13 protein-coding genes are annotated in these 12,520 nt (G+C 57.6%); 4 read left to right on the top strand and 9 right to left on the bottom strand.

The genetic code is table 11. From position 1 onward, the window contains the following. Positions 1-57: 57 nt before the first annotated feature. The gene (locus tag AC2FLJ_RS02820; RefSeq protein ID WP_496704388.1) at positions 58-702 is read right to left on the bottom strand and encodes a pyrimidine 5'-nucleotidase; all 645 of its coding nucleotides are present in this window, start codon (positions 700-702) and stop codon (positions 58-60) included. Between the two features lie 100 nt (positions 703-802). Between AC2FLJ_RS02820 and AC2FLJ_RS02815 the strand changes: the two genes are divergently transcribed. Further along, positions 803-1,450, top strand: a complete 648-nt coding sequence (locus AC2FLJ_RS02815) for a GntR family transcriptional regulator (protein ID WP_058273905.1) — start codon at positions 803-805, stop codon at positions 1,448-1,450. A gap of 3 nt (positions 1,451-1,453) precedes the next feature. On the opposite strand, the gene AC2FLJ_RS02810 is transcribed toward AC2FLJ_RS02815, so the two are convergent. Together AC2FLJ_RS02810 and carA are read right to left on the bottom strand one after the other, a co-directional pair. Next, the gene (locus tag AC2FLJ_RS02810) at positions 1,454-3,322 is read right to left on the bottom strand and encodes a glycosyltransferase (protein ID WP_496704387.1); all 1,869 of its coding nucleotides are present in this window, start codon (positions 3,320-3,322) and stop codon (positions 1,454-1,456) included. Positions 3,323-3,402: 80 nt separating this feature from the next. Further along, the gene (gene carA, locus AC2FLJ_RS02805) at positions 3,403-4,569 is read right to left on the bottom strand and encodes a glutamine-hydrolyzing carbamoyl-phosphate synthase small subunit (RefSeq protein ID WP_496695072.1); all 1,167 of its coding nucleotides are present in this window, start codon (positions 4,567-4,569) and stop codon (positions 3,403-3,405) included. A gap of 183 nt (positions 4,570-4,752) precedes the next feature. On the opposite strand from carA, the gene AC2FLJ_RS02800 reads away from it, so the two are divergent. After that, positions 4,753-5,238: a GatB/YqeY domain-containing protein gene (locus AC2FLJ_RS02800; protein ID WP_058274249.1), complete on the top strand. Its 486-nt coding sequence runs from the start codon at positions 4,753-4,755 to the stop codon at positions 5,236-5,238. Between the two features lie 21 nt (positions 5,239-5,259). Here AC2FLJ_RS02800 and AC2FLJ_RS02795 read toward each other — a convergent pair whose 3' ends face one another. The 4 genes from AC2FLJ_RS02795 to ctaD form a co-directional block, all read right to left on the bottom strand. Next, positions 5,260-5,754, bottom strand: a complete 495-nt coding sequence (locus AC2FLJ_RS02795; RefSeq protein WP_282118866.1) for a DUF2244 domain-containing protein — start codon at positions 5,752-5,754, stop codon at positions 5,260-5,262. 44 nt (positions 5,755-5,798) lie between these two features. After that, positions 5,799-6,398, bottom strand: coding sequence for a 2-hydroxychromene-2-carboxylate isomerase (locus AC2FLJ_RS02790; protein ID WP_282118722.1), 600 nt, complete (start codon positions 6,396-6,398; stop codon positions 5,799-5,801). A 105-nt stretch (positions 6,399-6,503) separates the two neighbouring features. Continuing rightward, a complete protein-coding gene (locus tag AC2FLJ_RS02785; RefSeq protein ID WP_496695075.1) occupies positions 6,504-7,532 on the bottom strand; it encodes a bestrophin family protein in 1,029 nt (342 codons plus the stop codon). Positions 7,533-7,680: 148 nt separating this feature from the next. Beyond that, complete coding sequence (gene ctaD / locus AC2FLJ_RS02780) at positions 7,681-9,354, bottom strand: cytochrome c oxidase subunit I (RefSeq protein ID WP_058277640.1); 1,674 nt, start codon at positions 9,352-9,354, stop codon at positions 7,681-7,683. Between the two features lie 289 nt (positions 9,355-9,643). On the opposite strand from ctaD, the gene AC2FLJ_RS02775 reads away from it, so the two are divergent. Continuing rightward, the gene (locus AC2FLJ_RS02775) at positions 9,644-10,063 is read left to right on the top strand and encodes an HIT family protein (protein ID WP_282118720.1); all 420 of its coding nucleotides are present in this window, start codon (positions 9,644-9,646) and stop codon (positions 10,061-10,063) included. Positions 10,064-10,074: 11 nt separating this feature from the next. On the opposite strand, the gene AC2FLJ_RS02770 is transcribed toward AC2FLJ_RS02775, so the two are convergent. Next, positions 10,075-10,500: a MerR family transcriptional regulator gene (locus AC2FLJ_RS02770; protein ID WP_496704386.1), complete on the bottom strand. Its 426-nt coding sequence runs from the start codon at positions 10,498-10,500 to the stop codon at positions 10,075-10,077. 84 nt (positions 10,501-10,584) lie between these two features. Between AC2FLJ_RS02770 and AC2FLJ_RS02765 the strand changes: the two genes are divergently transcribed. Next, positions 10,585-11,532: a cation diffusion facilitator family transporter gene (locus AC2FLJ_RS02765; RefSeq protein WP_472723536.1), complete on the top strand. Its 948-nt coding sequence runs from the start codon at positions 10,585-10,587 to the stop codon at positions 11,530-11,532. Positions 11,533-11,830: 298 nt separating this feature from the next. Here AC2FLJ_RS02765 and lipB read toward each other — a convergent pair whose 3' ends face one another. Beyond that, entirely contained in the window at positions 11,831-12,487 is a 657-nt protein-coding gene (lipB, locus tag AC2FLJ_RS02760; protein ID WP_496704385.1) for a lipoyl(octanoyl) transferase LipB, read from the bottom strand. Between the last annotated feature and the right edge of the window lie 33 nt (positions 12,488-12,520).

Genomic DNA, 12,520 nt, shown 5'->3' with positions numbered 1-12,520 from the left:
CGCATATAGGGTCGATGATGCACCTGCAGAATGTGCAGATCGTCGCAGTGTGACAGCCTATCGCAGGCGGGACAGAAACGCAGTCAGGTCGTCGGTGTGATGGTGGATATGATCGGCCTCGTGCGGCTGGGGCGCGACGTGAACTGTGCGCATTCCCATCGCGTGCGGAGCAGCCAGATTGCGCGGATCATCTTCAAACATGGCCGCCTTGTCGGCGTCGATGCCATCCTGTGCAAAGATCGCCTCGAACGCGGCCTGTTTAGGTTTTGGAAGATAGCCCGCGTGTTCTACGCCATAAACCGCATCGAACAAACCGCTGAGACCGCGTGCTTTTAGCACACGTTCGGCATAAGGCGCGCTGCCGTTGGTGTAAACGATGCGACGGCCAGGCAGGCACCGGATGTTGTCGGCCAACTCGGCGTCGGGGTCCATGTGGCTCATGTCCACCTGATGCACGGCGTACAGATAGGGTTCGGGGTCCAGGTCATGCTCGGCCATCAAGCCGGCCAGCGTGGTGCCGTATTCCCGCCAATAGTGCGAGCGCAGACGATCCGCCTCGGCTCGGTCGACGCCAATGGCCTGCACCACGTAATCCGTCATCAGAACCTCGATCTGGTCGAATAGTTGCATATGAGGCGGGTACAGCGTGTTGTCGAGGTCGAACACCCATTGGGTGACATGCGAAAAAGAAGGTTTGACCATGAGTTGGGTTTAGGCCGCCATGCACAGGTTTTCAATGCTACACTTGATTGCACAGGCCTGAGGCGGATAGACATGTCCGAACGAGGAGAAAAAACACCCCATGCCGCAATCCCGTCAGCCCAACAAAGACGCCTATAGCCTTATTCTCGAAGCGATTGATGTGGGCGTTTACAAGCCCGGCGACCGGTTGGTCGAAAGTGAGCTGGCAGAACGGTTTGGCGTGTCCCGCACGCCGATCCGCGAAGCGTTGCAGCGACTTGAGACGCAATCCCTGCTAGAGCGTGACGGACGATCACTGATCGTGGCCTCATTGGATCACAACCAAATGGCCGAACTGTACGTGGTCCGGCGCGAGTTGGAGGGGTTGGCCGCAAAGCTGGCCGCGAAACACGCCACCGAAGAAGAGATCAAAGTGCTGCAGGACATGGTCGCCGCTGACGATGCGCTGGTAAATGATCCAACGGCGCTGTCGCGGGCCAACCGGCGGTTTCATGAACAGATCCATCTGGCTTCGCACAACCGGTATCTGGTGCAGCAACTGAATCTTGTGCACCGCACAATGGCTCTGATGGCTACGACCTCGCTTGCCGTTCAGGGCCGCGGCGAGATTGCGCAGAGCGAACATAAAGGCATTGTCGAGGCGATCACCGCACGGGATGAAGAGGCGGCTGAGCGCGCGCTGAAAGAACATATCTCGGTGGCCTTCATGACCCGCCTGAAACAGGATGCGGTGCTGCGCGAGAAATGACCGTCAGTGCGGCTGTACTTCTTCGCGGGCCTGCCCATGCTGGGTTTTGTCCCAGAAGAACGGGTTGCTGGCCAGTTCCCATAGGGCTTTGTAGGCGGCTAATACGCCTAGCGGAAAATACAGTGGCATTGTTGGAACCCACGGCATCAGGAACCGTCTTTCTTGTGCTGCTACGGCCAGCATTCCAACGATCAGATTGGTGATCTCGGCCACCAGAAACAGGCTGATGAGTGCGTAGAAGGTCCAATCAGACAGAAGCGGATCGAACGGGCCAGGCAAGCCCAGTGTCGCCAACCAGAACAGCCATAGGACCGGTGCCAGTAGAAACTGGCCAATAGTGCCCAAGAAGAACGCCTGAAAGCCGAAAAAGCGCTTGAATCCCAATTCGTTAAGCAGGCGCCGCGGCGCGCGCATATGCACCAGATAGGTCACCATGAACCCCTTCAGCCAGCGCGAACGTTGTTTAACCCAAGGCCAGGCCCGAAAATTCGCCTCTTCATAAGTGGTGGTATCAACCATCTCGGTTCGATAGCCCGCGCGGCTGAGGCGCACACCCAGATCTGCGTCTTCGGTCACGTTGTGGGCATCCCAACCGCCAAGCTCCAGCAATTTATCCCTGCGGAAAAAGAATGTTGTGCCCCCAAGCGGGATGACCAGACCCAGATTCGCAATGCCTTGCAGGATGATCCGAAACCAGCTGTTGTATTCGATGGTAAAACAGCGTGACCGCCAATTTGTGCGCGGGTTGTAATAATCGAGAACACCTTGCAGGCAGACGACGTCTTCGTCAGCTCGCGCAAAATGCCGGACCACCCGTTCGATCTGATCTGGTTGCGGGGCGTCCTCGGCATCCCACACACCCAGAATGTCGCCACGGCAAAAATCCAGCGCGTAGTTCATTGCGCGGGGCTTTGTCGTCAGTCCGTTCAGTTCCGGGACTTCCACCGTTCTGATCCAGCTGGGCAGATCCACTCGGCTTAATGTGGTGCGCGTGACCTCATCTGAGGCCTCCAGCACCAGAATGATGTCCAACAACGCCTTTGGGTAGGTCAGGCGTTGCAGCCGCTTTATTAAAGCGCCTGCTATTTCTCGTTCTTTGTAAAGGGGCACCATCATCGATACGCGCGGCAATCGCAGTGGAACAGGCTCGGGGTTTGGGCACACTTGGCGGCATCTCATAAGGTATGAGACCAAGCCAACAATGCGCAAAACCATGAACAAGAGCAGTGAAACGGTGGCTGTGGTCAAAAGAGCAGCCAGACCAACCAGAGGAAAGGCTGTAAAAAAGAAAAGAAGTCCCGCAAGGGCCGCGATCGGACCCGCGCGCTTTGTCGGCGTCCATGATCGACAGCTCTGATCATTGTCGACCCGTGTTTCCGCGCCTTTTGCCAAAGTGTCGGAAAATGCGCTGGCAATCGCGTGATCGATCTGGCTGGTCGATGCAAGTACTGGTGCAATCGTGTGTTCGGTGTGGGACAGGGCGGCGCGTACCGCGGCAAAGCTGTTCGGATCAGCGGTCGCGATCAGCAGGATTGGGCCGATGCGTTGCCATGGGATCACATTATGCTTCAGCCAGAACTCGACCGGTTTGATGTCACATAAGCTCGGGGAGGGGGGCGTGTCTTTCAGATCGGCAATTTGCAGGTTGGTCTGCTCAGACAAAGCATCCATGACTTCCTGACGGCTGATCCAGCCCTCTCCGACAAGGATTTCGCCCAGTGGGGCCTGTTGTCTGGATTGCAGATGCAGCGCCTTTTCGAGCTGGGCGGGGGTGATGCAGCCACGTTCGAGTAAACAGGCGCCAAGGGGTTTCCGCGCCCCAACAGAAATCGGCGCGGCGCGCGCGAATTGCTGCAGGCTATGTTCAACCATAAAAAAACCCTGACTCGGTGACCCGCGTCAGGGTTGCTCAATCAAGGTTAACAGCGCGTTAACACTAAACGATGAGGCGGTTAAGCCTGTGCTTTCTTGTCTGCCATAGCGTCGGCAAAGCGTTCAAACAGATAGTAGCTGTCCTGTGGGCCAGGCGATGCCTCGGGGTGGTGCTGCACTGAATAGACAGGGCGATCGGTCATGCGGATGCCGCAATTGGACCCGTCAAACAACGAGCGGTGGGTTTCCACAACGCCGTCGGGCAGGGACTGGGCGTCCACCGCGAAGCCATGGTTCATCGAGGTGATCTCGACCTTGCCGGTATCCAGGTCTTTGACCGGATGGTTGGCCCCGTGGTGGCCGTGGTTCATCTTGACGGTATGGCCGCCCAAAGCCAGCGCCAGCATCTGGTGTCCCAGACAGATGCCAAAGACGGGCAGGTCGGTGGCGTCCAGAACCTCTTTGATCATAGGCACGGCGTATTCACCGGTGGCTGCCGGGTCGCCGGGGCCGTTCGACAGGAACACGCCATCGGGATTATGGGCCAGCACCTCGGCGGCCGTCGCCGTTGCAGGCAGAACCGTGACGTCGCATCCGGCCGAGGCGAGGCAGCGAAGGATATTGCGCTTTGCGCCAAAGTCCACGGCGACAACTTTATGAACCGGAGATTCCTGACGTTTGTACCCGTCCGGCCAGGCCCACCGCATTTCGTCCCAGCGATAGCTTTGGGCGCAGGTGACCTCTTTGGCTAGATCCATACCTTCCAGACCGGCAAAGCCGCGCGCGGCGGCGACCAGTGCCTCGATATCAAAGTTACCGTCGGGATCATGCGCCAACGCGACATGAGGTGCGCCTTGCTGGCGGATGGCGCGGGTCAGGCGGCGGGTGTCCACACCGCCGATGGCGATGCGGCCGCGGCGGGCGAGCCAGGTTTTCAATTCTTCGGCCGAGCGCCAGTTCGATGGCTCGGTCGGATCCCATTTGACCACCATCCCGGCGGCAACCGGATCGCCAGTCTCGTCATCCTCGGGGTTCACGCCGACATTGCCGATATGAGGGAAGGTGAAGGTCACGATCTGTCCCGCATAAGAGGGGTCGGTCATGATTTCCTGGTATCCGGTCATGGCGGTGTTAAAGCAAAGTTCAGCCACGGTTTGGCCGGTGGCGCCGAAGCCCATACCGTAGAACAATGTACCGTCGGCCAATGCCAGACATGCGGTGGGCTTGGACGGGGCGTTCTGGGCCATGGCGCGACTCTCCTGCAAGGTAAACCGGCGCATACCTAAGGGGGTTGTACGCTCGGGTCAAGTCTGTTCAATTTTTAGGCTATTGTTTAAAATCAATAAGTTAACCACATGCACCCCCTGTTGTATCGCGCTTTTTGTTTCGATATGGTCGGGGTTCCTTTGCCATGGGGATGGACAGAACATATGGATATGCGATCAAGGGTGAACACTGCCCTGAAGCAAGCGATGAAAGACAAGGATGCCGAGCGTCTGTCGACGCTGCGCCTGATTAATGCTGCGATCAAGGACCGTGACATCGCCTCGCGCGCGTCTGACAACGAAGAAGCCAAAGGCTGCGGCGACACAGAGGTGCTTGAAATTCTTGGTAAAATGACCAAGCAGCGCAAGGAAAGCGCCCGCGCTTATGAAGAGGGCAGCCGATTGGATCTTGCCGAACGGGAACTGCGCGAGGTCGAGGTCATCGAGGAATTCCTGCCCAAGCAATTGGACGATGACGAGGTGAGCAAGGCCATTCAGACCGCAATCACGGCCACCGGCGCCGGGTCGATCCGCGACATGGGCAAAGTGATGGGTGAGCTGAAAACCCGTTACACCGGCCAGATGGATTTCGGCAAGGTTGGCCCGATGGTCAAAGATCAGCTCTGCGCTGCGCCAGGCGGCAGCTGCTAAGCATTATTGTTTGCTAAGATGCTAAGGCTGCGCGACAGGTTCGCGCAGTTTTTTTGTGAGCTCATCAAACAGCGAAATCCGCTCTTCCTCAGACAGAAAGGCGCCAATTTCAACTTCGCGGCCGTCACCGGTCAGTGTGACATAGTTCGGGACCGGGCCGCCGCGCTCATGCATTTCGGGACGCGCCCAATAGCGGTTGCAGGACCACTCCTGCTGCCCCCGTTGTGGGTGATGCTGCACCAGACGGGCCTGCGAGCCGGTCAAGGTCAACACCTCGAAAACGCTGCGTGCACGGTAATTGGACTGGATCGCGAACCACAGTCCCAGAACGGTCAACAGCATGAATGGCAGCAAACCCCACAGCAAAACCGACCCAAGAACAGCCATCAGGGGAATCAAGCCAAACAGGAAGACCGCCAACACCACACGCATCGCCCAGCGTGGGGGCAGAGAGTTATGCGGCCACAGGCGCAACTCTTGCTCGGAACTTGAGGTTTGATTCCATCGATACGGCATGGTGCAAAAATAGCGCAACACCTGCCGGTGTCTAACAGGAAAGATCAGATGACGTGCCCAACTCTGGCCCACGACAACGCGTCATCCAGCCGGTCATCGCCCCAGAAAACCTCGCCGCGAACGACCAGGCTGGGGGCGCCAAAAACGCCCAGCTTTGTGGCCTGTTCTGTTTCGGTTTCAAGCGCCGAGATCGTGTCCGGGCTGCGGGCGCGTGCAAGGGTCAGGCGTGGGTCCTGCTGACACCGATGCAGCGCTTCTGACAGCGCTGTTTCGCTGCCCGCTTCAATCCCTTCTTCGAACCAGATGCGGTACAGGTTTTGGGTAAAGGACTTGCCCCAGCCATCCGCCATACCCAGCACGGCGACCTGATTGGCCAGCGCAAGATCCGAGATCGGGTAGGGTGCAGGAAGCGTTGCGTGCAGGTGGTACTTTGCGGCGCGCCGCTCGATATCGCGCCACATATATGCGGATTTGGCCGGTTTGCCCGCAAAGGGAATGTTCTGTTGTTCGGACATTACGGTACGCACGTTGAACGGTCGCCAATTGACGGTCGCGTCATGCTCATCACACCAATCATCCAGGCGCATGATTGTCAGGAAGCTGTATGTGCTGCCGATGGAAAACCAAAAGTCAATTTCGGGCATCTGATGGCTCCGATCCCAGGGTTTCTGGATACATGATACCCTAAAATGGGCAGATTATCGAACGCCCCCTGAAATGGCGTTGCGCACGCGCCAAATCGGGTCGCTCTAAAACAGAACTTTTTCGATGGGTTGCGCGGGTTGAGGCGCAACCCCACAGTCGGTCATCTGCCGCAAGTCAATCTCGATGCTGCGACAAAGGGCCGAGATCGGAACATCGGTCACATCCCCTTCGAACGGATCCTCCATCGAGGCGCTGACGCGTTCGGTGACAAAGAAGATCCAGCAGACCAGCGCCCCAACTGGCGCAAATGTCAGCCAGTCGAAGATAACAAGCTGCCATACAGAGATATCTGCCCCGGGGATGATTGATCGCTCGTCGTTGAACGCCAGCGGCAGCATGAAGATGAAGATCCAACTGAAGACGCGACCGACCTCGGCAACCTGTCTTGGGAAAGGTGTGTTTTTGATGCGCTCACATTGCCCCTGTGTCGTCGTAAACCGCGCGAGGCGGTCCATCAGGGCGACGTGCCAATAGGGGTCAATCCCACGGCTGCGTGCCAACTCAGCAAGCTTTTCGCCCTGAAGAAACAACAGATAGGCGGCGCGATTGCTCTTGCCTTCAAGCCTGGGCAAGTCGCTTTCCAATTGGCGTTCACGCCAACATTCGGGCTTTTGATGCAGCTCGGTGCGGTCTGAAATAGGTTTGTGTCCAAACATCCAAGGACGTCGGCTGCGTCCTGTCGGCGAGGGCTGGCGCAGCTGAAAGGCAAGCATATTGAGCCATGCGATGTGACGTTCGATCAGTTCGTCGCGCAGCGCGGGATCAATCGGTGTGCCGTCGCGCAGCACCAGATTGCTAATAGTGTTGCCCCAGTCCCTGCTGGCATTGACGATATCGCCCCAGATGCTGCGCGCTTCGGACCAGCGCGCAAAGGCCGATGTGTTTTTGAAGCCCAGAAAGAATGCCACTGCCAGCCCGAGCATGGTGACGGGCGGGCTGGGGTTCGAGATCAGCTCGATTGTCGTGAGTTCATCCGCCAGTACAACCAGCAGCGTCCATGTCAGCACGATGCAGATAAAGCCAAAGGAGCCTTTGACCATCTGTCGTACAGTTATTCCGTCGTGAAGGATCATGACCGACCGGGTCCTGCGCAATTGGCGATTGCAGATCAGTCTAACGGCTTATTCTCGGGCAAGTCTATGCCAGCGTTGTTTAATTCTCGAGGTCTGAAAAATGAAAAGCCCCGCATCTGCGGGGCTTTGTCAGTCTATCTTGCCGGGATTAGTGGGCGTGGCCTTTATCCCAGTCTTCCTGCTTTGGCAGCTGCTCGAACGTGTGCTCGGGCGGCGGGGTCGGCAGGGTCCATTCCAGCGTATCCGCGTATTCGTTCCAGGGGTTCGGCCGGGTCTCACGCTTGCCACGCAGCAGGGCGTAGATCACGATGCCGAAGAATAGCAGGAACGAGGCGAACGAGATGAACGCGCCAATCGACGATACATAGTTCCACTGGGCGAATGCCTCAGGGTAGTCGATGTAGCGGCGCGGCATGCCCTGACGGCCCAGGAAGTGCTGCGGGAAGAAGGTCAGGTTGGCGCCAATGAAGAACATCCAGAAGTGAACCTTGCCCCAGAATTCCGAGTACTGGCGACCTGTCATCTTGGAGAAGTAGAAGTACATTCCCGCAAAGATCGCAAACACGGCACCCAAGCTCATCACGTAGTGGAAGTGCGCAACCACGTAATAGGTGTCGTGATACGCACGGTCCACACCGGCCTGCGACAGAACCACACCGGTCACACCGCCAACGGTGAACAGGAACAGGAAGCCGAAGGCGAACAGCATCGGTGTCTTGAACTCGATCGAACCGCCCCACATGGTCGCGATCCACGAGAAGACCTTAACCCCGGTCGGCACCGCAATGACCATCGTGGCTAGCATGAAGTACGCCTGCTGACGCAGTGACAGGCCAACGGTGTACATGTGGTGCGCCCACACGACAAAGCCCAGCACACCAATCGCGATGATCGCCCAGACCATCGGCAGGTAACCGAAGACCGGCTTGCGCGAGAAGGTCGCGATGACGTGGCTGATGATGCCGAAACCGGGCAGGATCACGATGTACACTTCCGGGTGGCCAAAGAACCACAGGATGTGCTGATACAGGATCGGATCGCCGCCACCGGCGGGATCAAAGAAGGTGAAGCCAAAGTTGCGATCCATCAGCAACATGGTGATCGCACCCGCCAGAACCGGCAGGGACAACAGAATCAGCCACGAGGTGACAAAGATCGACCAGCTGAACAGCGGCACCTTGAACAGGGTCATGCCCGGGGCACGCATGTTCAGGAAGGTGGTGATCATGTTGATCGCGCCGAGGATCGAGGAGGCGCCCGATACGTGCACGGCAAAGATCGCAAGGTCCATGGACATGCCGCCTTCGGTTGTAGACAGCGGCGGGTACAGAACCCAGCCTACGCCCGAACCGAGCTGATCGTTACCACCGGGGCTCAGCAACGAGGCCACACCCAGCGACGTACCAGCGACATAAAGCCAGAAAGACAGGTTGTTCATCCGCGGGAAGGCCATGTCCGGTGCACCGATCTGCAACGGCATGAAATAGTTGCCAAATCCGCCGAAAAGCGCGGGGATGACCACGAAGAACATCATCAGAACACCGTGGTAGGTGATCATAACGTTCCACAGGTGCCCGTTAGGCGTGCAGAGCTCGGCTCCGCTACCGAACAGTCGGAAGCCTTCCAGGCACATATGCTGCACCCCGGGTTCCATCAATTCGATCCGCATGACAACAGTCATCAGAACTGAAATCAGACCGGCAAGTGCCGAGACGACCAGGTATAGAATCCCGATGTCCTTGTGGTTGGTCGACATGAACCAGCGCTGGAAAAATGTGCGCTGGTCTTCATGGTCGTGACCATGAATGGCTGCGTCTGCCATTATAGGTGCCTCCTGTTGCAACTGCACCGCGCAGTTGGACCTCTCCAACGCGCGGGATTCCTGCTGGTTTTAGATTGCGGGGGGACGACCTTCAATGGTCGAGTTTGATCTGGATCAAGATTAATTGTCGCGGGCAGGAGGGCGACCCGCGAAATTTTCACCAAATTCCGCATTCATCTGGGTATAAGCGCCCCGAATTCAAGGGGGCGGCTGGGAATTGCGTTCCCGGCTTGACCCGGGCCGGGGTGCGCCGCAGAACTGTCGGCAACGCGTCAATCGGAGAATTGAAATGACCGCCTATGACCCCGAGAATATTTTTGCCAAGATTTTGCGCGCAGAGATCCCTTCGAGCCGAGTATACGAAGATGACGATACGGTGGCCTTCATGGATATCATGCCGCGCGCGGACGGGCATCTGCTGGTGATCCCCAAAACCCCTTGCCGTAACATTCTGGATGCAACGCCTGCACAACTGGCGGCTGTGACCGCAACGGTCCAGAAAATGGCCAAGGCTGTCGTCGCAGCGTTCGATGCGGACGGGGTCACGATCCAGCAATTCAACGAGGCCGCCGGAGGGCAGGAGGTGTTCCACCTGCATTTCCATATTCTGCCGCGCCATGATGGTGTTGCTGTGCGGGCACCCGGAACGATGGGCGATTTCGACCTGATCGCGCAGCATGCCGAAAAGATCAAAGCTGCGCTGAGCTGACTGGGAGGCAGTTACTTCAAGTGCGTGTGTGGCCCCGCGCACTCACTATGATCGCCAAATGCGTGAAGCACGGCGCAGACATGGTCGTGCTTGCCATCGCAGGCTTTGGAAATTCGGGTCAGTTCCGCCTCGAGGCTGCGCAGGCGGGAAATACGGTCCCGTAGGTCGGCCAGTTGTCTTTCGGCAATTTCATGCGCTTGGTTAAGGTCGCCGCCAGATGCGCCTTCCAGAGACAGCAAACCTTCGATGTCGGTCAGCGGTAAACCCAGATCGCGGCAATGGCGAACAAAAAGCAGTCGTTTTAAGGCAGTGTCGTCGTACCGGCGCTGATTACCCGCTGTTCGATCCGGGCGCGGCAACAGCCCCTTGTCTTCGTAAAACCGGATGGTCGGAATCTTGACCTGCGTGTGGCGCGACAGATACCCAATTGAATACATCTTTTTTCCTCAGGGCTCTTGAACCTCTAGTCACTAGAGGAATTACATGCAATGTGCAGCCGTAACAAGGAACACACATTTTAGATGGCACATGATCACTCTCATAAGGGGCACAGCCACGCGCACCACCACATAGACCCGGAGGCAGGGGACGCGCGCGTTGCTTGGGCCATTGCCGTCAACATGTTCTTGACGCTGGCACAGGTCATTGGGGGCATTTTTTCAGGGTCGCTGGCGTTGATCGCCGACGCCCTGCATAATTTCTCTGACGCCATCGCGCTGGTCATCGCGTTTTTCGCCCGCAAAATCGCCCGCCGACCTGCCGATCCACGCATGAGCTTCGGCTATGGCCGGGCCGAGGTTGTCGCCGCGCTGGTCAACTACACCACTCTGGTCGTGCTGTCGGTGTACTTGTTCTACGAAGGCGTGATGCGGTTTTTTGAGCCTGAGCCGGTTAACGGCTGGATGGTCGTCTGGATCGCGGCACTGGCTTTGATTGTGGACCTTGTCACGGCTGCGCTAACTTACTCGATGGCCAAGGACAGCATGAACATCCGGGCGGCCTTTCTGCACAACGTGGCGGACGCCTTGGGATCGGTGGCGGTGATCATTGCCGGTACCGCGGTGATCCTGTTCAACTGGACATGGGTAGACCCCGCCGTCACGATCCTGATTTCGGTCTACATACTGTGGCATGTCAAAAGTGAAATTGGCGAAACGATCCGCGTTCTGATGATGGCAGCGCCCCCCGAACTGGACCCGGAAGAGGTCGCCTCGGCCATCGAGGACATACCGGGTGTGTCCGAGGTTCACCATGTCCACCTGTGGAGCATGCAAGAGAGAGAGCCAGCGTTGACGGCCCATCTGGTCGTGGACGCGGCGGCCTGGGCCGATGCGGAAGGGGTGAGGGCCAGCGTCAGACAATCGCTCCGTGACCGGTTTGCCATTGGTCACGCCACGCTTGAGCTTGAGCAGATCGACCGCGCGTGTGTCGGGTCGACTCGTTTTGGGCATACAGAAGAGAAACTATAGAGCGGGATGCGAATTGCCGCTCCGATTTGGGGTCGGAACGGCAGACTCGTTAACAAAAAATTTTCCGATTACTCAGGATGACCCAAGATCACCGGTTAACACACCACTCACTCTAAGAACGGTAAATCTATACTACCCGCAAACACGCGGGATGTATCCATTTGAGTGAGTTTTTCACCCATTTGCCCTATTTGTACTGTAGCCATTGGGAAATTTTGGCTCAGTATGGAAACAGCGGGGTTAAAAATTGCGGGATTGTTAACAGCGCATTGATTCTGAACGATTCGCAGGTATCGATTTAGCCCCCATTGGGGGCAAAAACCTCTGAGAAGGTTTTCCGTAGGGCTGTGTCCACGTCCACCAGGGTAACCGGCAACCCCAGATCGACAAGCGACGTAACCCCATGTTCGGTGATGCCGCAGGGGACGATGCCCGAAAAATGTTCGAGGTCAGGTTCGACATTGATCGAGATGCCGTGGAAACTGACCCATTTGCGCAAGCGCAATCCGATCGCGGCCACTTTATCCTCGGCAGGTTGGCCCGAAGTGGTCAGCGGTTTGTCATTGCGCCGCACCCAAACACCAACGCGTCCGTCGCGGATTTCACCATGCACGTTGAACTCGGCCAGCGCTGCGATCACCCATTCTTCCAGTTGCTTGACGAAACGACGCACGTCCTTGCCGCGTGTGTTCAGGTCCAGCATCACATAGGCCACGCGCTGGCCGGGGCCGTGATAAGTGTATTCACCGCCGCGCTTGGCCTCAAAGACCGGAAAGCGATCCGGGTCGGTCAGGTCTTCGATCCGGGCCGAGGTGCCGGCGGTGTAAAGCGGCGGATGCTCCAGCAGCCACACACATTCATCTGCTTCACCGGCCGCAATTGCGGCCACGCGCGCCTCCATGAAGGCGACGGCGTCGTTGTAATCGGTCAGCCCGTCAGTGATCTTCCATTCCATAAATGCTCCTTACCGCCGGGGCAGGGCGAAGAA

This window comes from Ruegeria sp. CDSA034, assembly GCF_059612275.1.
Note: the sequence above shows the minus strand (reverse complement) of the source record. Positions and strands in the feature narration are given on the sequence as shown.